Here is a 24,452-nt window from a genome sequence, read left to right as displayed (position 1 = left end):
ATATTGGGCTTTGTCATTTTTAATTTTAGATGGTATAATTATTATCAAATTTTAAATTTATGATACTTGGAGGTATGAATATGAAATCTGCGAGCAATAAACTGGTTATAGTTGGAACTGGACATGTAGGGTCTACAGTACTTAATACTGCAGTGTCACTTAATTTATTTTCAGAAATAGTCACTATAGACAAAGACAGGCAAAAGGCGGAAGGCGAGGCGCTGGATGCAGCGCATAGTACTCCATTTGAGTATAATTCAAATACAAGAATTTATTCAGGAGGATATGAAAACTGCAGTGATGCAAAAGTAATAATAATAGCAGCAGGACCAAGCATAATGCCTGATGACAAGGCAGACAGGCTTATACTTGCAGAGAGAAACGTACCGGTTATGAAGGATGTAATGAGTTCAATCGCAAAATATACCAGAGATGCTGTAATAATTATAATAACAAATCCTCTTGATGTAATGGTTTATTATGCAGAGAATTTCTTTGGTTATCCTAAAAACAAGGTATTTGGTACAGGTACGAGTCTTGATTCAGCCCGTTTTAGAAGAATTATTTCAGATTATTATGATGTCGATCCGAAAAGCGTCCAGGGATATATGCTAGGAGAACATGGAAATTCAGCATTCCCAGCATGGAGCCGTTTGAATATTGCAGGTATACATAGTGATGAACTCGATAAATACTTTAATCCCAAGGAGCCAATTGACCGTGAAAAAGTTGCGCAGAAGGTTGTACAAGTCGCATATGATGTTTTAAATTTAAAAGGATGGACAAATTCGGGAATTGCAATGGCTGCATGCAGGCTTGCCAAGGCCGTTGTTTTAAATGAAAGAAGTGTGCTTCCTGTTTCAACGACTCTTGAAGGAGAGTATGGACTTAAGGATGTGGCTTTAAGTATTCCGTGTATCATAACAGAAAATGGTGTAGAGAAAAGAATTGCAGCACCTCTTTCAGATGATGAAGTTGAAAAACTTACAAAGAGTGCTGAAAGCATAAGAAAAACAATAGATTCTGTTGATTTGAAAAAGTAGGGTATTTATTCATTCATTAAAGGAGAATTGAAATGCGAACTTTTAAATTTAAGATATGGGATAAAGAGCGGAAATGTTTTTATATAGCTAAAAATCCATATTTTGAAAATGTTGAAGACTGTGATGAGAGATTTATTCCGTGTGAGTTTACAGGACTTGTAGACAAGAATGGAAATGAAATTTTTGAAGGAGACATTGTAGGGGTAAACAATGAGAAAAGTTCTGTAAAACTGCCTGTGAAATTTGGAAAGTATTCATTTGAAAAATTTATAGGTGAATGTGGTGAGTTGAGTGACAATACGGAATTGTATGGTTTCTATGTTGAAAATGAATATTTGTATTTGCAGATGTTGAATAACAATGTATTTGTTCTTGGAAATATATTTTTGAAAGATTAAAAAGATCCTCTGAATTTGACTTTAAAGTTCAGAGGAGTTTTTTTATTTTAATTTGTTAAGATATCTATATATTGTTGGCTCCGATACTTTTAAAGCTTTAGCTAATTCGACTACAGCCCCTTTTAGGTTAAAAGCACCTTTGTCATATAATTGCTTTACAACATGCAACTTTTCTTCTGCCGACATTCTGTCAGGTGATATGTTGATTTCACGTATGGTATCACAAACCATAGTATGAAGAAGGTCATCCACATTGTCGTAAAACTGTTCTTGAGTTTTTATATCATCATTTTTATCATCTTCATAATTTGCAGGATTGTTTGATATAAAACTTAAATTGTCCATAAGCTTTTTTACTTCCTTATAGGGTTCTATATCTATATTTACACATATTACACCTATTATTTTTCCATCTTTGTTTTTTATAAAATAGCTTGCAGATCTAAAGGTCTTAAAATTTCCCTCAGCTTTGTAGTTTGCAACAAAATCCCTTTTTTTATAGCTTTTGTTTTGAATTATGTTGAGAACCAAATTTGTTAATGGCCCACCTATTCGCCTTCCGGTCAAATTCCCATCTTTTATAAAAATAATAGAATTGTTTGGAGATGTAATATCGTGAATTACAACTTCACAATTATCACCTAGAATTGACGAGATGAATTTTGCCATAGGTATATACTTTTCGATTAATTCTCTGTCTTCCAAATTTTCCACCTCATAGATACAGGAATACTGAAATGATAACTTGAACTTATAGTATATTATAACATTAAATAGTATATTTTTTAATACATTTAGTGAGAAATATATTATTTCTTTAATTAAACCCGTGAAAATATATAAAAATATTAATTATTTTATATATTTTATATTGCATTGTTAAGAAATCATGATTATAATAAATGTTATAAATAATAATATATTATTGAAATAATAATATATTATTATAAAAAACAGGAATACTGATGGACTTGAACTTTAAAATATAATCTTTAGACAGGAGGTTGATAGAATTATGAACAGAATTATTATAAAAAACGGATTTATTGTAGATGGCTCGGGATCCGAGGGGTACAAGGCGGATCTGAAGATTGAAGGTGATGTCATAAGTTATATAGGAACAAATATTTCAACTGAAAAATCTGATATTGTAATAGATGCACATGAAAAGGTTGTTTGTCCAGGATTTATAGATACCCACAGTCATTCTGATGTAGAAATAATTATGAATCCTCTTGTAGAGCCTAAAATAAGACAGGGAATAACTACTGAAGTACTTGGGCAGGATGGAATTTCTACTGCACCAATACCTGAAAAATTTATAGAACCTTGGAGAAAAAATATAGCTGGACTTGATGGAGACAGCAGTGAAATAAAATGGGACTGGAGAAATACTGAAGGATATTTGAAGCTTATTGGAGAAAGAAGAAGAGCAACCAATACGGTGTATCTTGTTCCACATGGAAACATAAGGATGGAATCTGTGGGACTTGAAAACAAGAAAATTTCTGAGACTAATATTCAAAAAATGAAGGATGTAACAGAAAGGGAGCTTGAGGCAGGAGCGGCAGGAGTATCTTCAGGGCTTATATATATGCCCTGCGCTTATAGTGGTATAAATGAAATTATAGAAATATGCAAAGTTGCAGCAAAATACAACAGACCATTTGTAGTGCATCAGAGAAGTGAAGCAGATGATATAGTAAGTTCCATGAAAGAGATAATAAAGGTTGGACGTGAAAGCGGAGTGAAAATTCATTTTTCACACTTCAAGGTGTGCGGGAAAAAGAACTGGGACAAACTAGATGCTATGGAGAAGCTGTTGGATGAGGCTAAGGGAGAAGGTATAAAGATTTCTTACGATCAATATCCATATTATGCAGGCAGTACCATGCTTGGTGTAATACTTCCGGGATGGGTTCATGACGGCGGAACTGACAAATTGTTAAAAAGGCTTGAGAGCAGCAGTGTCAGGGAAAAAATAATTCATGATATAAAAAATGGAATACCTGGTTGGGATAATTTTATTGATTTTGCAGGTCTTGAAAATATATATGTTACAAGTGTAAAAACCGATAAGAACAAGGATTGTATAGGACTAAATCTTGTCCAGATAGCAGAAAAGAGAAATAAAGATCCGTACAATGCAGTTTTTGATATTCTCTACGAAGAGGAAAATGCTGTCGGAATGTATGATTATTATGGCAAAGAAGAGCATGTTATAAGATTTTTAAAAAGAAGTGAACAGAATGTCTGCACTGACGGTTTACTTGGAGGAAAGCCTCACCCTAGAGTATATGGAACTTTTCCAAGAATTCTTGGAAGATATGTAAGGAAAATGAAGGTACTTACCCTTGAAGAGGCGGTTTATAAAATGACTTATAAAGCAGCAAAAGCATTTAATATAGATAATCGTGGAATTTTACAACCGGGCAAAAAAGCTGATGTGGTTGTTTTTAATCCGGATACTGTAATTGACAAAAGCACATTTATAGAACCGGAGCAGTTTCCAGAGGGAATAGATACAGTAATTGTAAACGGGGTCTTGAGTGTCGATGAGAGCAAGACTACAGGAAAACTTGGTGGTGAAGTAATAAGATTTTAATATATTTTAAGTGAAGGTGATTTATAAATGTTATTGGAAAAAAGAAAAAGACAGATAGTTGAGCTTTGTAGAAAGTTTATACAGACAAGAAGCTATTCGGGAGAAGAGAACAAAGTTGTAGAAGTCATAAAGGAAGCTTTCTCAAATTTGGGGTTCGACGATGTTTTTGTAGATGACTATGGAAATGTAATAGGACATATAAAAGGGCATGAGAACGGAGATTCCATACTTTTCGACGGGCATATGGATACTGTTCCTGTGGTAGATGAAACTGAATGGAAATATGCACCGTTTAAAGCAGAAATACATGACGGAAAAATGTATGGAAGAGGAACTTCCGATATGAAAGGTGCATTGTGTGCAATGATATGTGCGGCTTCATATTTTGCAGAGGATTCGGCAAGAAAATTCAAGGGTGATATATATGTTGCAGGAGTTGTGCATGAGGAATGCTTTGAAGGTGTTGCATCAAGAAAAATAAGTAAAAGAGTCAAGCCTGATTATGTTGTAATAGGAGAAGCTTCGAACTGCAATTTGAAAATAGGACAGAGAGGAAGAGCCGAAATAATAGTTGAAACTTTTGGAAAACCTGCTCATTCCGCAAATCCAGAGAAAGGAATAAATGCAGTTTATAAAATGAATCGGATTGTAGATGAGATAAGGAAACTTAAACTTGTAAGTCATTTGTTTTTAGGAGATGGAATACTTGAACTCACAGATATAAAATCATCGCCTTATCCAGGGGCGTCTGTAGTGCCTGATTACTGCAGGGCGACTTTTGATAGGAGACTTCTTGTAGGTGAGACCAAGGAAAGTGTATTAAAGCCAATTCAGGATATTATTGAAAAAATTAAAGAGGAAGATTCGGATTTTAACGCAAAAGTCAGTTTTTCAAAAGGACAAGAAACTTGCTACACTGGAAATACTATAGAGGGGGAAAGGTTTTTCCCAGCGTGGTTGTATGACAAAGAAGATGAATTTGTAAAAGACGCATATTCTGCGCTTCAACAGTCTGGAATAAGTCCGGAAATAACTCATTATTCTTTTTGCACGAATGGGAGTCATTATGCAGGAGAAGCGGGAATAAAGACAATAGGATTTGGACCTTCAAAGGAGAATCTTGCCCATACTGTAAATGAATATGTAGAAATAGATCAACTTCTTAAGTCTGTTAGAGGATACTATGCTTTGTCAAAGAAGTTTCTCTCATAAGCTTGATAAGAAGGCAAAATTTTTACTCCAGAAGAAGTCTCTAACTTGATTTCCCCTGGAGCTTTTGAAGTTTTATATATTCATTTTCAGCCGGCTTTTCCAATAAGAAGGCTTATTATAAGTATTACAAACACTGCGGTAGTTATTCTTACATATAAAAAATCCTTTTCTTTAAAAAATACAAGTATTGAAATCGCAACCCTGAGTATTGGAATTGCAATTAAAATCATGAGTCCGAGCAAGATTATAGCATATGGCTTAAAAAGAAGACATCCCTGTAAGATTTCGCCTGGATGCGTGGGATAAAAGTTTGCGGGATAGCCACTTTTACCAGAAAAAAGAAACATTAAAATTCCTACTATGATTACACATGAACTTGTAATAACTCCTGTAAGCAGGAAGGTGCTTATGATTCTCTCCATTTCATGATTGTTTTTGCTTATCATAAGGAAATCACCCCTTTATACATCATTTGAAGTGCTATATATATAAGAAAAGGTATGAATATTTTTCTTATAGTTTTGCTCTTCATCCTTTTCATGACCCTTGCGCCTATGGTTGCACCTGCAAGTACACCAAGAGCGACAGGGCCTGCAATTTTAGGATCTATATCGCCTCTTAAAAAGAAAACACCTGCACTTGCAGCACCGGTAACTCCCATCATGAAATTACTTGTTGCACTTGAAACCTTTATTGGAAGTTTCATGAAAAGATCCATGGCCATTACTTTGAAGCTTCCGCTTCCTATACCAAGGAGCCCGGACATTATTCCGGCACCATACATTACTCCGAAGCCTGAAGGCACGTTTGCAACCTTGTAATTCACAATCTGGTCTATGGCATCGTCGTAATATTGGCTGTTTAAGTTCAGCTTTCTGGCAAGAGGATGCTCTATTACATTTTCAGGAAGTTCGCTTTTGCCTTTTTTTAGCATTGCAAAAGCGGAATACAGTAGAAATACACCAAATATTATGTAAAGATATTTAGTATCTATTATGCCTCCGAGAAATGCCCCGGTTATTGCTCCTATAGTGGTAGCTATTTCAAGAAACATTGCAGCTCGTATGTTTGTCATTTCGTCACGTACATAGGCAACTGCCGCACCGCTTGAAGTTGCAATTACCGAGATTATTCCAGCACCTATGGCATATTTTATATCCACTCCAAATAAGAGTGTGAGTGCTGGAGTTACAACCGTTCCTCCGCCAAGACCAAGGATTGATCCCGCAAATCCTGCGACAACGGATACCAACAAAATTTTTAACATTAATAGTGACAATACATCACTTCCCCTATATTGAATAAAGTTTGTTTTTCAAGTATTATTATAACAAGAATAGTATTATATTAAAAATATTAAATATGTATTTTTGCCATATAAAAATTATATCATGAATTTAAGAGGTGTATCTTTATGGATATTAAGCAGCTAAGATATTTTCTTGCTATAGCAGAGGAAGGAAAGATAACAAGTGCGGCTAAAAAATTGAATATAGCACAGCCGCCTCTCAGCTATCATCTTAAATTGTTGGAGGATGAACTTGGTACCAAGCTTATGGACAGAGGTAACAGGAAGATTCATCTGACTTATACAGGTGAAATTCTAAAAAATAGGGCAGAGCAAATACTTAAACTTGTTGATTCCACAGTAAAGGAACTTAAGGATTTCAACACTGGAACCAGAGGAACTCTTTCAATCGGTACGGTTTCTTCGTCAGGTGCAACTCTTTTACCGGATATAATAACTCAATTTCACAGAATATATCCGGATGTTGATTTTGAGGTGCGTGAGGGAAATACATACAGAATACTTGAAATATTAAATAGTGGAGTTATTGAAGTAGGTATTGTAAGAACCCCTTTTGATGATGATGGACTCAATGTAGCTTTTCTTCACACGGAACCTATGATAGCAGTTTTTAGAGAGGATTTGAAGTATTTCTCTGACACGAAATCCATGAATATTTGGAAATTTGAAGGAAAACCACTTATACTTTACAGAAGGTTTGAGAAAATAATACTTGACATATTTTACAAAAACAATATCAAATGTGATGTAATATGCAGGACGGACGATGCTAGAACGGCACTTTTATGGGCAGAGTCTGGTATAGGGATAGCAATGGTCCCAAGGACAGCTATAGATGTTGTAAAGGCACCGAATGTTGTATATAAAGTAATTGAAGAACCAAGCCTTGAAACCGAGATAGCTGCAATAAGCATAAAAGGCAGGTATATATCTGCAGCTGCCAGAAATTTTTTGAATGTATTTTCAGGAAAAACTGCTTTGACATAGACAATATATAGAAAGGATGTGTTTTTATTGCCGGAACTTAGTAGAAAAATGACTAATTTTACGGATTCTGTTATAAGAAGAATGACTAGGATATCCAATAAATATGATGCTATAAATTTATCACAGGGTTTCCCGGATTTTGACCCGCCAAAGGAAATAAGAGAAGCTCTTAAAGAGGTTGCAGAAAGAGGACCTCATCAATATGCGATCACATGGGGTGCTCAAAATTTTAGAGAGGCTTTAGCAGAGAAGCAAAGAAAATTTATGAATATAGATATTGATCCTGAAACACAGATTGCTGTTACCTGTGGAAGTACTGAAGCAATGATGGCATCTGTTATGACAGTTTGCAATCCTGGTGATAAGGTAATAGTATTTTCTCCATTTTATGAGAATTATGCTGCGGATGCAATATTGAGTGGGGCTGAACCTATATACGTACCTTTGAATCCACCTGATTTTTCCTTCAAAAGACAGGAGCTTGAAGATGCCTTCAAACAAGGAGTCAAGGCACTTATACTGTGTAATCCTTCAAATCCAACAGGAAAAGTTTTTACTGTTGATGAATTGAATGATATTGCAAATCTTGCAGAAAAATACGATGCATTTGTAATAACTGACGAGGTGTATGAGCATATTGTAATGCCACCATACAAGCATACATATTTTGCATCTCTTCCAGGTATGTTTGATAGAACTTTAAGCTGCAGTTCACTCTCAAAGACCTATTCCATAACTGGATGGAGAATAGGGTATGTAATAGGAAACAGCAGAATAATAGACAATGTGAGAAAAGTGCATGATTTTCTTACGGTGGGAGCTGCTGCACCACTTCAGGAAGCTGCTGTTGCGGGTTTGAAGCTTTCATCCGAGTATTATGTATGGCTTAAGGATATGTATATGAAAAAAAGAGATCTTTTTCTTGAAGGACTTGACTGTGCAGGATTGAAATACGTGAGACCGGATGGAGCATATTACGTAATGGTTGATGTATCCGAGTTCGGCGTAAAAAATGATCTCAAGTTCTGTGAATGGCTTGCAAAAGAGGTTAAAGTAGGGGCAGTGCCGGGTTCAAGCTTTTTCAAAGAAAATGTAAATAATTTTATAAGGTTTCATTATGCTAAAAAAGATGAAACACTGCTTTTGGCAATTGAAAAGTTAAAATTATTAAAGGGCAAAGTGGAATCTTATAGAGAATAGATATTTAAGGGGGCATTTATGTGAGTTTGTATAGTTTCAAGTATGGAAAGGAAAATGTTGAATTGAAGGTGGATGGAAGAGTTGAAAGTCTTCTTCCAAAGAAAGTAAATACAATAAATGAATCGGATATCAGAAGAGCGGTTGAGTATTCCATTGAAAATCCAATAGGTTCAAAGCCGATATCCAAGATTGTAAAGCCTGGTGAAAAGATAGTTTTTGTAGTATCTGACATTACTAGATTGTGGGTTAAAACAAGTAAATTTTTAGTTCATATTGTTAATCATTTAAATTCACTTGGTATAAAAGATGATGATATATCAATTATTGTTGCAGTTGGAACTCACAAAGCTGCATCAGAAGAGGAAAAAGAGCAAATAGTAGGAAAAGAAATTTATAGAAGAATAAAAGTGTACAACCATAACAGCAGGGACAAGAATCAGTTGAAGTTTATAGGTACATCTAGTTTTGGCACTCCAGAATACATAAATAAAATGATTGTAGATGCAGACAGGGTTATACTTACAGGAGGAGTTACATTCCATGTGTTTGCAGGATTTGGCGGGGGAGCAAAGAGCATGGTTCCCGGAGTTGCAGGATTTGAAACAATACAGAAAAATCATAAACTTGTATTCAGTGGTGGAGAAGATGGCGGGCTCAACTTGAATGCAAGGTCAAATGTAATAAAAGGGAATCCAATGAGAGAGGATGTTACAGAGATATGCAGGGATGTTTCTCCAGATTTTCTTGTGAATGTCGTACTTGATGAAAAAGGAAACTTCGTTGAGTTTGTGTCCGGTGATTTTGAAAAAGCATGGCTTAAGGGTTGCGATACTACAAGAGACATGTATGGAATAAAAATAGAAAACCGTGCGGATATTACGATTTCATCTGCAGGTGGATATCCGAAAGACATAAATATGTATCAGACTGTAAAGACTATTGACAACAGTGTATATGCAGGCAAAAAAGACAGTATATTGATAGTTGCTGCAGAATGTTCGGAAGGTATTGGTGCGGAAGAGTTCATGAAGTGGTTCAAATATAAGACACTTGAAGAAACTGAAGAGGCACTGAAACGTAATTTTACGGTGCCGGGATTTGTAGCTTACAAGGCAAGGTATGCGGCAAAGAACAGGAAGGTGTTTTTGTTTTCAAATCTTGATGATGATGTAGTATTTGATCTTGGCTTTACACCTGTAAAGTCTCTTCAAGATGCGCTGGATCTGGCAAAAAAAACTGTAGGGAGTAATCCTGAAATAGTCCTTATGCCATATGGTGGAAGTACACTTCCTGTTTGATATTATATAAGGAGAGCTATTATGAAAAACAGAGATTTAAATTTTAGTATAAAGATACTTTGCTTTGCAGCACTTGTAATTGCATCATATTTCTTTATAGATAAATTTCAATACATTGCAATTTTCCCGATTGTCATGTGTATATATGACGGCATAAATATAATCGTAAGAGTTGAAAAAGCAAATGGGCTCAAAATTGCAGCGGCACTTGCATCAATACTTGTATTTGTTTTGATAATACATATATTGGTGGCATATGGAATATCAAATCCAGTGCCAGTACTTATATTTTTTATGATTACAAATTTATTTTTTATATATAATCTTATTGCTTATCTGTATTATAAGTACAGAAGGTTGAATCTTGTAATGCTTATTGTAATGTGGATTTTGTGTGACTTGATTCCGGTAATGTTTATATTTGTTTTATCAGCAGGTTTATCAAGCTATTGATTTACAACTTAAAAGCCAGATGTTCGCAGTTTGTGGATATTTGGCTTTTATTTTATTGACATAATAGTTATATCTGTTATATATTATATATAACAGATGTAACCGAAGGAGGGGAGAAAGTGATACTTGAAATAGATTTTGAATGCCATATTCCAATATACGAGCAAATTGAGAGACAGATTGTAAACGGGATAGCTCAGGGAAAGTTAAAGAAGGGCGAGAGTCTTCCTTCAGTAAGACAGATGGCGGAGGATATTGGAATAAATCTCCATACTGTAAACAAGGCTTATAATGATCTTAAAAACAGTGGATATTTAAATATGGACAGAAGACGTGGTACTGTTGTAAATGATTCTTTTCCGAAAGCAGGGGAGAATCTAAAAAAACAAATTTATGAAAATTTAAATTATAGTGCTTCCAGGGCTGCTATAGGAGGTATTAACTACGAAGAATTTTCAAAAATGTGCAGAGAAATATTTGAAAATATAAAATTATAGGGAGGTTAAAGTTATGAATCAAGGAAATTTTTTAGCACTTTATATGATGTTTATATTTGCAGTAGTACAAGTAATTTGTATAATAACCCCTAATCTTACAAGAAAAGATATTGTATTTGGTATAAGAATTCCGCAGGATAAGGTAAATATAGATGAGATAAAAAATATTAAAAAGATTTATACTAGAAACAGTTTGCTTGTAGGAATTCCAGCTATGCTTGTAATATCATGGATTATATATAAGTTTCCAGATCAAATTGTAATTTTTACAGGAGTTTTAGGATTTTTATTTTTAGATTTTTTAATATATCTCTTTTCGAATAAAGAAACCAAAAGATTAAAAAAATCTGAAAAATGGTTTGATAAAAGTAAAAATATAGTTGTCATAGATACAAAATATTCAAAACTAAAAAATACTTCATCTGCCTCTATGTGGATATTCGTTATTCCTTTGTGTATTATACTTTTAAATGTAGTTATAGGATATAAAGTATATGACTTGCTCCCAAATATGGTTCCGGTACATTGGGATTTTTCAGGAAATATTACTGGATATAAAAGTAAATCCATGTCTCTAATATGGATGATTCCAATAACCCAAATAATTGTAACTGTAGTGTTTTTTATAGTATACAAAAGCATAGGATGGTCAAAACAGGAGATTAGTGCTCAAAATCCAGTTGAATCCGTTGAAAAGAATAAAGTGTTTAGAAAAGTATGGTCATATTATATGGTTATATATTGTGTTTTTATAAATGTGTTCTTTACTATGGAAAATATGCAGATTTTAAGAGTTTTTAATATAGATTACAGGATATCTATGTTTATGGATATTTTATTTATAGTTATTACATTTTTAAGTGTAATAATCATATCCCTGAAAGTTGGTCAAGGTGGCTCCAAATTAAAAATAAAAGAGCAGAAAAAAAATGAGGAAACTTATAGATACGGAAAAGATGATGATGATTTTTGGAAATTTGGAAATATAATATACTATAACCCTGATGATCCCTCAATTTTTATCGAAAAACGATTTGGTATAGGTTGGACTATAAATGCAGGAAGTCCTGTTGGTATGGCAATTTATATCGGGCTTATAATTATAGTAATTGTAACAGCCATTTATGTAAAACTATATCAATGAGATACAATAAGTAGTATTTCTTTATAAAAATATAACATTATTTAACGATATGTTAATAAAATAAATATATTATTGATAATTTATCAAAAAAATATTGCCACAATATTAAAATTAAATTATAATATATTACATAACAATATTTAAAGTGGAGTACTTAATTACATTAATATTGTTATGATGCGTTATATAATGTTTTATAAAAATATGGGGGGATATTTATGAAAAAGTTAAAAGGAATAATAATATTTACACTGTTTATTTCAATTTCTGCTTTTTTTACAGGATGCAATTCTAATTCATCTTCAAGCATCAAGAAAAATGTTTCACTTACAATATCGGCTGCAGCGAGCTTGAAAGATTCTATGAATGAAATAAAGCAACTTTATGAAAAATCCAATCCGGAAGTGAAAATTACATATAATTTTGGTGCATCAGGTACACTTCAGAAGCAAATTGAACAAGGGGCACCATCTGATTTGTTTGTTTCGGCTGCAACGAAACAGATGAATGAACTAAAAAATAAAAATTTACTTGTAGATAGTACTATAAAAAATTTACTTAAAAATGATATAGTACTTATAGTTCCAAAGGATTCTACAAAAGTAAATACTTTTGATGATCTTGCGGGGAGCAGTGTAGGAAAGTTGGCACTTGGTGAGCCTAAAAGTGTTCCGGTAGGTCAATATTCCAGTGAAATACTCAATAATTTAAAAATTATGGACAAGGTTCAACAGAAGGCAGTATATGGAAAAGATGTAAAAGAAGTGCTTTCATGGGTTGAAACGGGAAGTGCAGATGCAGGAATAGTCTACAAAACAGATGCACTTGTTTCAAAAAAGGTAAAAATTGTATCAACTGCACCTTCAAATTCTCATAAAGAAGTAGTTTATCCTGCAGCAGTTGTAAGAGCAAGCAAAAATCAAACGGATGCAAAAAAATTTTTAAACTATCTATCAGGTGAGAAAGCCCAAAAAGTATTTGAAAAGTATGGATTTAAAGTAGGACGATAGGGTAGGGGATGTTTGTATGGCATTTGATATTTCACCTGGAATGATTTCATTAAAAACTGTATTTTTATCAACCACAATAGCTTTTTTTACAGGTATTGCGGCTGCCTACTGGATGAGAAATTATAATGGGAAATTCAAGAGTATTATTGATACGGTATTTACTCTTCCACTTGTTTTGCCGCCTACAGTAGTTGGATTCTTTCTTCTGGTGGCTTTTGGCAGATACAGTCTTCTGGGAAAATTTCTTTCTATGTTCGGAAAAAGTTTGATATTTTCGTGGTGGGCTGCTGTGATTGCTTCATCAGTTGTAGCATTTCCACTCATGTATAGAACTACAAAGGGTGCTTTTGAACAGATAGACAGCAACATAATAAATGCGGCAAGGACGCTTGGTGTGAAAGAATGGAGGATATTTACCCACATAGTAATACCTATGGCACGTCCGGGAATTGCAGCGGCTGCTGTGCTTTGTTTTTCAAGAGCGCTTGGAGAATTTGGAGCTACGCTTATGGTTGCAGGGAATATACCGGGGAAAACACAAACAATACCTCTGGCAATTTATTTTGCAGCCGAGAATGGTGAAATGGGTACGGCTTTAGTATGGGTTCTCATGATTATTGGAATTTCCACCATAGTTATATTTTGCATGAATTATTGGAATGAACATGTAAATAAAAACATATATGGATCAAGGTGAATATTAAATGGGACTTTATGTTGATATAAAGAAACAATTTCAAGGATTTAACATTAATATGAAATTTAATGTGGAAGGTGGCTGCGTACTTGGACTTCTTGGTGCTTCAGGTTCTGGCAAGAGTATGACTCTCAAGTGTATTGCAGGACTTGTCACACCCGACAGCGGAAGAATAGTTTTAAATGGCAGGGTATTGTTTGATTCTGAAAAAAAGATAAATGTTGAAATACAGAAGAGAAAAGTAGGTTTTTTATTTCAAGATTATGCACTCTTTCCAAATATGACTGTGGAACAGAACATAGGATTTGCATTGAGCGGTATGGAAAAATCTGAGAAAACAGATATAATAAGAAATAAAATAGAAATTATGAATCTTGAGGGGCTTGAGGATAGGTTTCCAGATCAGCTTTCAGGGGGACAGCAGCAGAGAACTGCAATTGCAAGGGCACTTGCAGTTAAACCTGAAATATTGCTTCTGGATGAACCATTCTCGGCACTTGACAGCTATCTTAGAATCAGTATGGAAGAAAAGCTTGTGAAACTGTTAAAGAATTATAATGGATTTACGGTATTTGTATCACACAACAGAGATGAGATATATAGAATATGCAGCGAAATTGCTGTGGTAGACAGAGGTGGTATAGATTCATACGACAGTAGGAAGAAGATATTTCAAAGTCCATCTACCCTGTGTTCTGCGGTTCTTACAGGGTGCAAAAACATATCTAGGGTAAAAGTTATAGATCAGGGTACAGTAGAAGCCATTGAATGGGGATGCATACTCAAACTTTCACATAAAATCAAAAACATAGAGTCACTTTCTCATGTTGGTATAAGGGCACATTATCTTCAACTTGTAGGTGAAGGAGATAATTATAATACGTTTGAGTGGAATATTGATCATGTAATTGAAAGTCCTTTTATGGTTTCAATGTATTTGAAAATTTCAGGCTGTGATTCTCAAAAGAATGTGCAATGGGACGTGCAGAAAGAAATGTGGGAAGATATAAAAAATAACAATAGAGCTCTCAACATAAGCATACCTCCGGAAAAGATTATTTTGATTTACAGCAGCAAACCTTAATAATTTTAGGCTATCTCATGCCATAGGAAGGCGGAGCGTTATTTGTTAATTTTATGTTTTTGTGTTATAATAATATAATCATGAACACAGATATACGAAAATGTGTTATATCAATTATAAGTGTTTTATCTTTAGGAGGATAATAATGAAAATAGGAACAGTAAAATGGTTTAACTCGGAAAAAGGATTTGGCTTTATTGAAGTTGAAGGCGAAAATGATGTTTTTGTACACTTCACTGCCATAAAAAGTGATGAACCAAGAAAAAATCTTGAAGAAGGACAAAAAGTTCAATTTGATGTAGAAGAAGGACCAAAGGGTCTTCAGGCTGCTAACGTTGTAAAACTTTCATAATTTTTGATTCTAATTGAACGTTAATTAATATAAACATCAAATGTTTACCACCTTTTTAAAGGTGGTTTTTTGTTAAAGGACAATTCAAAGTTATTCCCATCATTTTAAAAATATTAAAGGAGTGAATTTTAAATGAGGAAAAACTATAGAATGAAAAGGACCATTTCTGTAAAAATGTTTATTGCGGAATTTGGCGAGAATTTTTCAGAGCTTGTTAAGAAAAGGCTCATGGATGTGGATGTAAGATGTGTTCTTACAAGAAAAGACAAGAAATATGTTGTGGATATAAAACATGTTGAGCATTTGAGGTATGACTCCAAGTCACAATCGGGAATTGAAACTTCGAATAGGGAATATGTTTATGGAAGACTCGTACAGTACAATGACTGCTTGTATTTTTCCAACGATTTTGAAAATACAAATGATTTTATGAAACATGATGTAGTAGATGATATATATAATTCCATGAAGGGTGACGAAGTAGTAACAGATGAAAATCAAGATATGAGAGCAAAGCAGGTTACGGATGAAAACATAGATTTTATAATTGACAGTATACTGAAGGTATGTCCTGAAGTTTCACAAAAATATCTTGATATAGTAAATGAAATGACCTCCCATGCAGAAATTAAAAGACATAATACTTTTCATGTCAGCAATTACTAGCCTTAAAATAATAGTCATATAATTTATTCTTATTTTTAAATATAAGTTAGTTATAAAGGGCTGATATAGTTTTTTATAACTATATTGTCCCTTTATACAATGTTATTCTTCTGAAATATCTGAATCCTGCCCGGACTTTTCCGGGGAATTATTTTTTCCCACTATAACATCAACTTTGTCTATTCTCTTTTCTTTTACATTTTTTATTTTGAAACGTATATTTTCATATTTCAAGATTTCATTTTCATTGTCTTGAGGAATATGACCGAGCAAATCTATTACAAAGCCACCTATAGTGTCAAAAATATCACAGGGAAGATCTATGCCTAGTTCGTCATTTACATCATCTATTGGAACAAGTCCATCCACTGTATAAGTGTTGGAATTTATTTTTTTTATTGGTTCTTCGTCATCATCATATTTGTCATGTTCATCAGGAATATTTCCCATAACCTCTTCTATAAGATCATCTATGGTTACTATTCCGGTGAAATCTCCATATTCATCTATTAAAACAGACATATGATTATTGGTAATTTGCATTTCTTCAAATAATTCATCTATATTTTTAGTTTCAGGTACAAAATAAGCAGTTCTTATTAAATCTTTTATAGATTTGTGATTTAAAGTTCCGCTGTGAAATTCTATGAAGAGATCTTTCATATACAAAATACCTATTATATTGTCAATTGCGTCTTCATACACAGGTATTCTTGAATACTGTTCGTTTGCAATTTCCCTTAAAATTTGATCAACTGGTGTATCCACACTTAAAGCAAATACATTTACTTTTGGTGTCATTATATTCTTGGCAAGGGTATCATCGAATTTGAATATCCCGTTTATCATTTCCTTTTCGGTTTCGTTTATTATTCCGGTTTCTTCACCGGCATCTATCATGAGCTGTATTTCCTCTATAGATATATTGCTTTTCTTGCTGGAATTTTTCAATTTGGTTACTTTTGCAAGAAGATTTACCGACCATGTCAGTATCTTGTCAAAAGGAAAAGTTATCATTGATACCCATATTAATGGCTTCACAACAAACAAGGATACTTTTTCCGAGTTTTGAAGAGCAACTTTTTTAGGAAACAATTCACCGAAAACCAGTGTGAAATAAGATAAAATTATAGTGCCAAGAAATATTGCCACTTCATTGCTTGAAGGAATGTTAAGTCTTTCAAGCAGTACAGCTAATGGTTTTGAAAGGGATGTAGCGGAAAGAGCACTGGCAAGAAAACCTGCAAGCGTTATTACATCCTGAATAGTTGCTAAAAATTTATTTGGTTCCTTCATAAGGTTTAAAAGCAACTGGGCATTTTTATTACCGTTATCCGCACTTATTTTTATTCTTGATTTATTTGCTGAGACTATGGCTATTTCCGCTGCTGAAAAAAATGCATTGAGTACTACGAGTATTATTATTAGAAATATATCTAATAAAGTGCTACCCGGACCACTGTCCATATAAAAATTCCCCCTTGTTAAATAAAAACTTAATACATTATAACACATTATAACATATATGCAATTTCCTAATATAAATAAACTTGAAATATTTTTGAAACAACATTTGGTTTTGGAACGTCTTTTATAGTGTAGATATATTTATATGCTGCATATATACTATATATTACTAAAAATTTTAGAATTTTGACAACCTGTTTTAAAGGGAGGTAGAAATGAAAAATAGAAACAACATTTTACTTGGAATCTTTTTGGCTGTATGTTCTATAATTATTTTGAATTCTAAAGCATATGCTGCGGATCCCAGTATAACAAGATATGGCGGACATGATAGGTATGAAACTTCTGTTGAAGTCTCAAAGAACAATTTTACGAGTTCAGGCAATGTAATAATAGCATCCGGGCAGGACTTTGCAGATGCTCTTTGCGCATCTTCACTGGCGGGAAAGTATGAGGCACCTATACTCACAACCGAGAAGGACAAGCTTAGGGACAGTGTTGTCTCCGAGATAAAAAGACTTGGTGCGAAGAGTGCTGTAATAGTTGGAGGAGATGGCGTGGTATCAGATGCTGTAAAGCTTCAACTCCAAAACATGGGCATTTCTGTAAAAAGAATAGGTGGACATGACAGGTACGAAACAAGCATTGATATTGCAAAGGAAGTGGGAGGTTCAAGTGAAATTGCACTTGCATCCGGAGAGAGTTTTGCTGATGCTCTTTCAATAGCACCTGTTGCAGCGGCTAAGGGCATTCCTATACTTCTCACGTCCAAAGATGGAATGACTTCTTCCGTAAAAAAATATATAGATGAAAATAAAGCTGGAAAGACATTTTATGTTATTGGTGGAGAAGGTGTTATATCAAACTATACTGCAAGTTATACAGGAAATTATACAAGACTTGGGGGAAAAAACAGGTATGAAACCAATACGGCCGTAATAAATAAATTTATTTCAAACGGATATATGAGCATGAACACAGTATATATTGCAAGCGGCGCTGATTTCCCGGATGCACTTTCAGCTTCTGCAGCGGCGGCACAGGGCAATTCACCGGTGGTTCTTGCAGATGCAGGAAGCAAAGTACAGCAGAGTATAATAAAAACAAATATTTCTTCAGTGTCTTCCGTAAAGGTTGTAGGAGGTATAGGTGCAGTCAGCAATGCAATTGTGAAAAATCTTGTAAATGGAAAAACGATAACCGTTACATTGGATGCAGGTCACGGAGGATATGATTCGGGTGCAGTAGGACCTTCAGGTACAATGGAGAAAAATATAACATTGGCCATTGTTCTCAAAACAGGCAGGATACTTTCGCAGAGTGGAATAAATGTTGTGTATACGAGAACAAATGACAATGTGTCATGGCCTTCCGATGTAAATCAGGATCTTCAAGCAAGATGCAACATATCAGATAATGCAAACTCGGATTATTTTGTTTCGGTACACATGAACAGTGCTGAGGCAAGTCAGGCAAGAGGTACTGAAAGTTACTATTATAGTTCAAGTACGGACGGAAAACAGCTGGCACAGGATATACAAAAATCGCTTGTTGAGTCTATAGGACTTACAGACCGTGGAATAAAAACAGCCAATTATTATGTTATAAAATACACGAAAGCACCTGCTGTATTGATTGAGGTTGGATTTATAAGTAATCCTCAGGAGGAAAAACTTTTAAATGACGATTCTTTTCAAAATAAAGCTGCAGGTGGAATAGCAGAAGGAATAATGGAGAAAATAAATCAGGATAATTGAGTTTGTTAAAAAAGTATTAATATGATACTACAATCAAGCATATTATCAAAATGATATAGGCATGTTATCATTTTGATAATATGCCTTTTTGCAGTGCCTGTAAAAAGGCGAAACTGTGTATGGTATAAATTTTGCTGTTAAAAACAAATATAGATTTATATATAATAGTTTTAGTTGGGAGAGATTACTTATGCATATTCCAGATAATTATCTTAGTCCGTCCACATGTGCTGTGATGTTTGCAGCTATGGTTCCTGTGTGGGCAAAGGCATCAAAAAAGGTTAAGAGTGAGATAAGCAAGAAGAAGCTGCCGGTGCTCGGCGTATGTTCTGCATTTTCATTTCTGATTATGATGTTTAACGTACCGATACCGGGAGGAACCACAGCTCATGCAGTAGGAGGCACACTTGCGGCCATACTTATGGGACCTTATGCGGCAACTCTAAGTGTAACTATTGCACTTTTAATACAGGCACTTTTCTTTGGAGATGGAGGAATACTTGCCTTTGGTGCTAACTGTTTTAACATGGCATTTGTGATGCCTTTTGTAGGGTATAATATTTATAAGTTTATAAAACACAGATTCAAAGGAAAAAGTTCGGATTATACAGCTGCTTTTATAGGGGCTTATTTAGGAATTTTAAGTGCTGCATTTGTGGCATCTATAGAATTTGGAATACAACCGCTTCTTTTTAAAGATGCATCAGGGGCTGCACTTTATTGCCCATATGATTTAAAAGTGTCAATACCGGCCATGGTTTTGCCGCATTTATTGATTGGAATTTTGGAAGGTGTGGTTACGGCTGCTGTACTTGCCTATGTCAAGAAAATGTCGCCGGATATTATTTATCATGACAAACTGTCTAAAAAAAGGCCGATGTATGCACTGCTTTTAGTTCTTATAGCCATTTCACCTATTGGACTTCTTGCTGCTGGAAGTGCATGGGGAGAATGGAGCGGTGATGAAATCAAGAATATGATTGGGTATATACCACGGGCTTTCCAGAATGGTATAAATTATTCTGCGGTTGCGTCGGACTATTCCGTATCAGGAATGAATGAAGTTATAGGATATATTGTGTCGGCAGCTGCCGGAGTTGCAGTGATACTTATATTGTTCAAGCTATTGTCGTCGCTCAAAAAGGAATAACAATTAAAAACAGGCAGGAGATGGTTATATCTCCTGTCTGTTTTTGGATTTTTGAATGCATACGAGGGCTTTTACAAGAGAATCTATATCTTTTGTCGTATTAAAATATCCTATTCCTATTCTCACGGCACCACTTTTGTAAGTACCCATTATTCTATGTGCTGAAGGAGCACAGTGAAATCCAACCCTTACCATTATGTCATATTTCTTATCAAGTTCGAAGCCTATTTCATCACAAGGTATGCCATTTATATTGAATGAAATAACTCCTGTTATTTTTTGAGAATCTTTAGGCCCGTATATAATTATATTTGGAACTTTTGAAAGTTTATCCAGTGAATAGTCTACAAGTACATTTTTATGGTGTCTTATTACATCTATACCTGTTTTATTTATAAAGTTCAATCCTTCCAGAAGTCCGCATATCCCGACTACATTTAAAGTACCGGCTTCAAATTTATTTGGTGTATTTTCAGGCTGATATGGATATTTTGAGTCTATACCTGTCCCACCTGCTTTAAGTGGTTCTATTTTTATGTCTGAATTTATAAGGAGGCCACCGGTTCCTGTTGGCCCAAGAAGACTCTTGTGACCTGTGAAGGCGAGAATATCAATATTGTCGTTTTTTATGTCTATTTTGTATGCTCCTGCAGTCTGAGCACTGTCAACCAGAAACGTTATTCCATGTTTTCTTGCAATTTCTCCTATTTCACGTATAGGCTGAATTGTACCAATTACATTGGATGCGTTTGTGAAGATAATAAGTTTTGTATTGGATTTTATAAGTGATTCCACATCTTTTGCACGTGTTATTCCACAACTGCTGCAGGGGACCTCCGATACATCAATGCTTTTTGATTTCTTTAATATATTAAGCGGTCTTGTAACAGAATTGTGCTCAAGACTGCTTGTAATAACATGATCTCCAGTTTTTAAGATTCCATTTATGGCAAGGTTAAGAGCCTCGGTTATGTTGGCTGTAAATATTACATTTGATGGATTGTCAAAATTGAATAGATTGCAGAGTGCTTTTCGACAGTTGTATACAAGCTTGTCTGACTCAATCTCTTTTTTATAGGCACCTCTTCCGGCCGTTGCACCTGTGTTTTTCATGAAATCGTACATTTTATCTATTACAGAATCAGGTTTTGGGTAGGAAGTTGCAGCATTGTCAAGATATATGCCCAAGTGTTTAGCTCCCTTCTTTGAAATTATAGATTTAAGTAACAATGAATAGTTTACTACTATTTTAGTTTTTATACTATTAAAAAAATAAGTTAAAATGTATGATTACATCATTTTACATATAAAGTATTATATAGTATACTAAAATCAACAAGTCATATTTTAGTCATATTTCAGTTACATATATTTCCTAAGATAAATTTTATTTTTAACTTTTATATTCCTATGTTATTATATACTAAAGGTTTTGTAACTATCTTTAAGGAGTGATATAGTTGAATAAAATTTATTATAACAGCACCAGGGGACTACAGGAAAATTTGTCGGCATCTTCTGCAATATTAAAAGGAATATCGAAGGACGGCGGATTATTTGTACCTAATGATATACCATATTTGGGAAATGAACTTGAAAAATGCAAGAATATGAATTACAAAGAGCTTGCTTCATTTATAATAGGAAAAGTTTTTACTGATATAAATCAAGAAGAACTAATACAATGTATAGACATGGCGTACGACAATAAATTTGACTGTGATGAAATAGTTCCTTTAAAAAGCACAAAAGAAGCTTTCTTTATGGAATTATATCATGGACCTACACTTGCGTTTAAAGACATGGCACTTTGCCTGCTGCCTCATCTTATGAAACTTTCTGCAAAGAAACAGAATCTCAAAAAGGATATAGTAATACTCACAGCGACTTCAGGTGATACGGGGAAGGCTGCACTGGAAGGATTTTCGGATGTAGAAGGAACTAAAATTGTGGTTTTTTTTCCGAAAAACGGTGTTAGTGAAATACAAAAAAGACAGATGGTTACCCAAAAGGGTGGCAATACCAAGGTAATAGGCATAGATGGAAATTTCGATGATGCCCAGAGCCAGGTAAAGGCCATTTTTAACGATGATGCTTTGAAAGATGAGCTTGATAAAAGCGGATATATGTTTTCTTCTGCAAATTCCATAAATATTGGAAGACTTGTTCCACAGATAGTATATTATTTTCATGGTTATCTTGAACTTGTGAGAAGAGATGAAATAAAACTTGGGGATGAAATAAATTTTGTTGTTCCGACTGGAAATTTTGGAAATATACTGGCTGCCTATTATGCTAAAGGCATGGGACTTCCAATTAAAAAGCTTATATGTGCTTCAAATGACAATAAAGTTCTATTTGATTTTTTGACTACAGGTACATATGATAAGGTACGAGATTTTATTTTGACTATATCTCCATCTATGGATATACTTGTATCCAGTAATCTTGAAAGACTTATATATCATATAAGTTCTAGAGATACAGGTATGGTTAAAAAACTTATGGAAAGCTTGAATAAAGAAGGAAGATACACTATAACCGATGATATGAAGAATAGACTTGAAACATTTTATGGTGGATTTGCAACACAGGATGAGACCCTTGATTCTATAAGAATGAATTTCGAAAAGTACAATTATCTGATAGATACGCATACTGCAGTTGCACACTCAGTTTATCGTAAATACAAATCACAAACTGGTGACAATACAAAGACCATAATAGTTTCAACTGCAAGTCCATTTAAATTTACAAAATCTGTTATGACGGCTCTTAATGAAAAGTATAAAAATTATTCTGATATGGAACTTGTTGATATTATGGGGAAAGTTTCTGGACTTAATGTTCCAAAAGCAGTAGAGAAATTAAAAACTGCTGAGGTTTTGCACAATACCACATGTAAGACACAGGAAATGAAATGTGAGATTAAAAACTTCCTTTTAAGATAAAATCAAAGTGATTTTTGAATTCTGATTACAGCAGTTTCATTATATGTTCTCACAAAATGCCAAACACTGTTTTAATGGGAGAGAAGTTTATGTCATTATTGGAAAAGTATAATGAATTGAAAAATGAGTATGAAGATTATCAAAAAATGGCTGAAAAAATTATACAGGATCAAAGTATGAAAATTATAGAACTGGATAAAAAACTTGATATGATGTCGCTTATGGTTGAAATAAGTCAATATGTCAACAAGTATTTGAGAAATGGAGAAATAGTATCTACTGTGAATGACATAATGATAGGTATTTTAGGAGTTACTTATTCGAGTGTGTATCTGGTTGAAAATAGAAAATTGGAACTCAAGGTATCGAATTTAAGTGATACAAGTCATCATAGAAGTATATTCGAATTTAATTCAGGAAAAATAAATAAATTGAAGACTTGGCTTGTAAATTCAAAATCAAATATATATAAGGGGAAAGATAATATTGAAATACATTCTGGGATATTCATTCCGATATATTTGAAAGATGATTTACTTGGCGCAATCATAGCTGAACATAAGATTTATAATTATCTGGGAAATAGTCATATAAAGCTTCTTACTACCATAAGCAATCAAATTGCGGTTAGTATAGAAAATAATAGGCTTTACAACAAGATAAAGCAGAATTCTGAAAGGGATCTTTTGACGGGACTTTTTAACAGAAACTATTTTTTTTCGATTATATATCAAAAGGTAAAGAAGTGCAATTTTGGTTTTGCAATCGTGATGATGGATATAGATGATTTTAAGCTCTGCAATGATAGTTTTGGACATCAGTATGGTGACAGAGTTTTGAGGCAGGTTGGGGCCATAGTAAGAGATAATATAAGAAATGATGACATAGCTGCAAGGTACGGTGGTGAAGAAATTATAATTTACATGTATGATATAAAAACAAAGGATGATGTATGTAAAAGAATGAGTTTTATCAAAGACAAGATAAAAGATACTCCTGTTATATACAGAAAGATTTCTTCCCATGTTACTGTTTCTATAGGTATAAGTGTTTCGAGGGGTTGTTGTAATAATGATGATGACGTGGAGAAGCTTATAAGAAAAGCCGATATTAATTTATACAAGGCAAAAAATTCAGGAAAAGATAAAGTGGTCTGTTGAGAAAAGGTGATA

General features: G+C 33.9%; 24 protein-coding genes. 19 read left to right on the top strand and 5 right to left on the bottom strand.

Annotated elements, in window-relative coordinates; translation table 11 throughout:
- Positions 1 to 80: 80 nt before the first annotated feature.
- Both AC4CVH_RS05345 and AC4CVH_RS05340 read left to right on the top strand, forming a co-directional pair.
- Positions 81 to 1,043: an L-lactate dehydrogenase gene (locus AC4CVH_RS05345; RefSeq protein WP_490786714.1), complete on the top strand. Its 963-nt coding sequence runs from the start codon at positions 81 to 83 to the stop codon at positions 1,041 to 1,043.
- Positions 1,044 to 1,075: 32 nt separating this feature from the next.
- Positions 1,076 to 1,441: a YopX family protein gene (locus tag AC4CVH_RS05340; protein ID WP_490786713.1), complete on the top strand. Its 366-nt coding sequence runs from the start codon at positions 1,076 to 1,078 to the stop codon at positions 1,439 to 1,441.
- 42 nt (positions 1,442 to 1,483) lie between these two features.
- Here the strand turns inward: AC4CVH_RS05340 and AC4CVH_RS05335 are convergent, their stop codons facing one another.
- The gene (locus tag AC4CVH_RS05335; protein WP_490786712.1) at positions 1,484 to 2,146 is read right to left on the bottom strand and encodes a helix-turn-helix transcriptional regulator; all 663 of its coding nucleotides are present in this window, start codon (positions 2,144 to 2,146) and stop codon (positions 1,484 to 1,486) included.
- 310 nt (positions 2,147 to 2,456) lie between these two features.
- Between AC4CVH_RS05335 and AC4CVH_RS05330 the strand changes: the two genes are divergently transcribed.
- The gene (locus AC4CVH_RS05330; RefSeq protein ID WP_490786711.1) at positions 2,457 to 4,046 is read left to right on the top strand and encodes an N-acyl-D-amino-acid deacylase family protein; all 1,590 of its coding nucleotides are present in this window, start codon (positions 2,457 to 2,459) and stop codon (positions 4,044 to 4,046) included.
- A 27-nt stretch (positions 4,047 to 4,073) separates the two neighbouring features.
- Positions 4,074 to 5,258, top strand: coding sequence for a YgeY family selenium metabolism-linked hydrolase (locus AC4CVH_RS05325; protein WP_490786710.1), 1,185 nt, complete (start codon positions 4,074 to 4,076; stop codon positions 5,256 to 5,258).
- A gap of 86 nt (positions 5,259 to 5,344) precedes the next feature.
- Here the strand turns inward: AC4CVH_RS05325 and AC4CVH_RS05320 are convergent, their stop codons facing one another.
- Positions 5,345 to 5,704, bottom strand: coding sequence for a DUF1634 domain-containing protein (locus AC4CVH_RS05320; protein ID WP_490786709.1), 360 nt, complete (start codon positions 5,702 to 5,704; stop codon positions 5,345 to 5,347).
- Positions 5,701 to 6,525 (bottom strand): sulfite exporter TauE/SafE family protein, encoded by an 825-nt coding sequence (locus AC4CVH_RS05315; RefSeq protein ID WP_490786925.1) that lies wholly within the window; start codon positions 6,523 to 6,525, stop codon positions 5,701 to 5,703. The genes AC4CVH_RS05320 and AC4CVH_RS05315 overlap by 4 nt, the downstream gene beginning before the upstream one ends.
- Before the next feature lie 147 nt (positions 6,526 to 6,672).
- On the opposite strand from AC4CVH_RS05315, the gene AC4CVH_RS05310 reads away from it, so the two are divergent.
- From AC4CVH_RS05310 to AC4CVH_RS05260, 11 genes are all read left to right on the top strand, one after another.
- A complete protein-coding gene (locus AC4CVH_RS05310) occupies positions 6,673 to 7,554 on the top strand; it encodes a LysR family transcriptional regulator (protein ID WP_490786708.1) in 882 nt (293 codons plus the stop codon).
- A 27-nt stretch (positions 7,555 to 7,581) separates the two neighbouring features.
- Positions 7,582 to 8,754, top strand: coding sequence for a pyridoxal phosphate-dependent aminotransferase (locus tag AC4CVH_RS05305; protein WP_490786707.1), 1,173 nt, complete (start codon positions 7,582 to 7,584; stop codon positions 8,752 to 8,754).
- A 20-nt stretch (positions 8,755 to 8,774) separates the two neighbouring features.
- Positions 8,775 to 10,052, top strand: a complete 1,278-nt coding sequence (gene larAH10, locus AC4CVH_RS05300; protein ID WP_490786706.1) for an NPN-dependent 2-hydroxyacid racemase, LarAH10 family — start codon at positions 8,775 to 8,777, stop codon at positions 10,050 to 10,052.
- A gap of 21 nt (positions 10,053 to 10,073) precedes the next feature.
- Positions 10,074 to 10,505 carry a hypothetical protein gene (locus AC4CVH_RS05295; protein ID WP_490786705.1) on the top strand — a complete coding sequence of 144 codons (432 nt, stop codon included), beginning with the start codon at positions 10,074 to 10,076 and terminating at the stop codon, positions 10,503 to 10,505.
- A 119-nt stretch (positions 10,506 to 10,624) separates the two neighbouring features.
- A complete protein-coding gene (locus AC4CVH_RS05290) occupies positions 10,625 to 11,002 on the top strand; it encodes a GntR family transcriptional regulator (RefSeq protein ID WP_490786704.1) in 378 nt (125 codons plus the stop codon).
- A 13-nt stretch (positions 11,003 to 11,015) separates the two neighbouring features.
- Complete coding sequence (locus tag AC4CVH_RS05285) at positions 11,016 to 12,146, top strand: DUF1648 domain-containing protein (protein ID WP_490786703.1); 1,131 nt, start codon at positions 11,016 to 11,018, stop codon at positions 12,144 to 12,146.
- 218 nt (positions 12,147 to 12,364) lie between these two features.
- A complete protein-coding gene (gene modA, locus AC4CVH_RS05280; protein ID WP_490786702.1) occupies positions 12,365 to 13,156 on the top strand; it encodes a molybdate ABC transporter substrate-binding protein in 792 nt (263 codons plus the stop codon).
- A 16-nt stretch (positions 13,157 to 13,172) separates the two neighbouring features.
- Entirely contained in the window at positions 13,173 to 13,853 is a 681-nt protein-coding gene (modB, locus tag AC4CVH_RS05275) for a molybdate ABC transporter permease subunit (protein WP_490786701.1), read from the top strand.
- A gap of 7 nt (positions 13,854 to 13,860) precedes the next feature.
- Complete coding sequence (locus AC4CVH_RS05270; protein WP_490786700.1) at positions 13,861 to 14,937, top strand: sulfate/molybdate ABC transporter ATP-binding protein; 1,077 nt, start codon at positions 13,861 to 13,863, stop codon at positions 14,935 to 14,937.
- 145 nt (positions 14,938 to 15,082) lie between these two features.
- Complete coding sequence (locus AC4CVH_RS05265; protein WP_209701074.1) at positions 15,083 to 15,289, top strand: cold-shock protein; 207 nt, start codon at positions 15,083 to 15,085, stop codon at positions 15,287 to 15,289.
- A 132-nt stretch (positions 15,290 to 15,421) separates the two neighbouring features.
- The gene (locus AC4CVH_RS05260) at positions 15,422 to 15,955 is read left to right on the top strand and encodes a hypothetical protein (protein WP_490786699.1); all 534 of its coding nucleotides are present in this window, start codon (positions 15,422 to 15,424) and stop codon (positions 15,953 to 15,955) included.
- Positions 15,956 to 16,057: 102 nt separating this feature from the next.
- On the opposite strand, the gene AC4CVH_RS05255 is transcribed toward AC4CVH_RS05260, so the two are convergent.
- Entirely contained in the window at positions 16,058 to 17,422 is a 1,365-nt protein-coding gene (locus tag AC4CVH_RS05255) for a hemolysin family protein (protein ID WP_490786698.1), read from the bottom strand.
- Positions 17,423 to 17,637: 215 nt separating this feature from the next.
- Here AC4CVH_RS05255 and AC4CVH_RS05250 point away from each other — a divergent pair, with 215 nt between their 5' ends.
- Positions 17,638 to 19,179: an N-acetylmuramoyl-L-alanine amidase gene (locus AC4CVH_RS05250; protein ID WP_490786697.1), complete on the top strand. Its 1,542-nt coding sequence runs from the start codon at positions 17,638 to 17,640 to the stop codon at positions 19,177 to 19,179.
- Positions 19,180 to 19,369: 190 nt separating this feature from the next.
- Entirely contained in the window at positions 19,370 to 20,329 is a 960-nt protein-coding gene (gene cbiM / locus AC4CVH_RS05245; protein WP_490786696.1) for a cobalt transporter CbiM, read from the top strand.
- Between the two features lie 24 nt (positions 20,330 to 20,353).
- Here the strand turns inward: cbiM and AC4CVH_RS05240 are convergent, their stop codons facing one another.
- Entirely contained in the window at positions 20,354 to 21,517 is a 1,164-nt protein-coding gene (locus AC4CVH_RS05240; protein ID WP_490786695.1) for an aminotransferase class V-fold PLP-dependent enzyme, read from the bottom strand.
- Positions 21,518 to 21,789: 272 nt separating this feature from the next.
- Between AC4CVH_RS05240 and thrC the strand changes: the two genes are divergently transcribed.
- Together thrC and AC4CVH_RS05230 are read left to right on the top strand one after the other, a co-directional pair.
- A complete protein-coding gene (thrC, locus tag AC4CVH_RS05235) occupies positions 21,790 to 23,280 on the top strand; it encodes a threonine synthase (protein WP_490786694.1) in 1,491 nt (496 codons plus the stop codon).
- An 89-nt stretch (positions 23,281 to 23,369) separates the two neighbouring features.
- Complete coding sequence (locus AC4CVH_RS05230; protein ID WP_490786693.1) at positions 23,370 to 24,440, top strand: sensor domain-containing diguanylate cyclase; 1,071 nt, start codon at positions 23,370 to 23,372, stop codon at positions 24,438 to 24,440.
- The last annotated feature ends 12 nt before the right edge of the window (positions 24,441 to 24,452 follow it).

Source organism: Clostridium pabulibutyricum (assembly GCF_058242705.1).
The sequence above is the reverse complement of the archived record's forward strand: the minus strand, read 5'-3'. Positions and strand labels throughout refer to the sequence as shown.

Bases quoted from the DNA above. Each gene is read 5' to 3' on its own strand.
- AC4CVH_RS05345 (WP_490786714.1), top strand. From the start codon at position 81: ATGAAATCTGCGAGCAATAAACTGGTTATAGTTGGAACTGGACATGTA.
- AC4CVH_RS05340 (WP_490786713.1), top strand. From the start codon at position 1,076: ATGCGAACTTTTAAATTTAAGATATGGGATAAAGAGCGGAAATGTTTT.
- AC4CVH_RS05330 (WP_490786711.1), top strand. From the start codon at position 2,457: ATGAACAGAATTATTATAAAAAACGGATTTATTGTAGATGGCTCGGGA.
- AC4CVH_RS05325 (WP_490786710.1), top strand. From the start codon at position 4,074: ATGTTATTGGAAAAAAGAAAAAGACAGATAGTTGAGCTTTGTAGAAAG.
- AC4CVH_RS05320 (WP_490786709.1), bottom strand. From the start codon at position 5,704: ATGATAAGCAAAAACAATCATGAAATGGAGAGAATCATAAGCACCTTC.
- AC4CVH_RS05315 (WP_490786925.1), bottom strand. From the start codon at position 6,525: ATGTTAAAAATTTTGTTGGTATCCGTTGTCGCAGGATTTGCGGGATCA.
- AC4CVH_RS05310 (WP_490786708.1), top strand. From the start codon at position 6,673: ATGGATATTAAGCAGCTAAGATATTTTCTTGCTATAGCAGAGGAAGGA.
- AC4CVH_RS05295 (WP_490786705.1), top strand. From the start codon at position 10,074: ATGAAAAACAGAGATTTAAATTTTAGTATAAAGATACTTTGCTTTGCA.
- AC4CVH_RS05285 (WP_490786703.1), top strand. From the start codon at position 11,016: ATGAATCAAGGAAATTTTTTAGCACTTTATATGATGTTTATATTTGCA.
- modA (WP_490786702.1), top strand. From the start codon at position 12,365: ATGAAAAAGTTAAAAGGAATAATAATATTTACACTGTTTATTTCAATT.
- modB (WP_490786701.1), top strand. From the start codon at position 13,173: ATGGCATTTGATATTTCACCTGGAATGATTTCATTAAAAACTGTATTT.
- AC4CVH_RS05270 (WP_490786700.1), top strand. From the start codon at position 13,861: ATGGGACTTTATGTTGATATAAAGAAACAATTTCAAGGATTTAACATT.
- AC4CVH_RS05265 (WP_209701074.1), top strand. From the start codon at position 15,083: ATGAAAATAGGAACAGTAAAATGGTTTAACTCGGAAAAAGGATTTGGC.
- AC4CVH_RS05260 (WP_490786699.1), top strand. From the start codon at position 15,422: ATGAGGAAAAACTATAGAATGAAAAGGACCATTTCTGTAAAAATGTTT.
- AC4CVH_RS05255 (WP_490786698.1), bottom strand. From the start codon at position 17,422: ATGGACAGTGGTCCGGGTAGCACTTTATTAGATATATTTCTAATAATA.
- AC4CVH_RS05250 (WP_490786697.1), top strand. From the start codon at position 17,638: ATGAAAAATAGAAACAACATTTTACTTGGAATCTTTTTGGCTGTATGT.
- cbiM (WP_490786696.1), top strand. From the start codon at position 19,370: ATGCATATTCCAGATAATTATCTTAGTCCGTCCACATGTGCTGTGATG.
- AC4CVH_RS05230 (WP_490786693.1), top strand. From the start codon at position 23,370: ATGTCATTATTGGAAAAGTATAATGAATTGAAAAATGAGTATGAAGAT.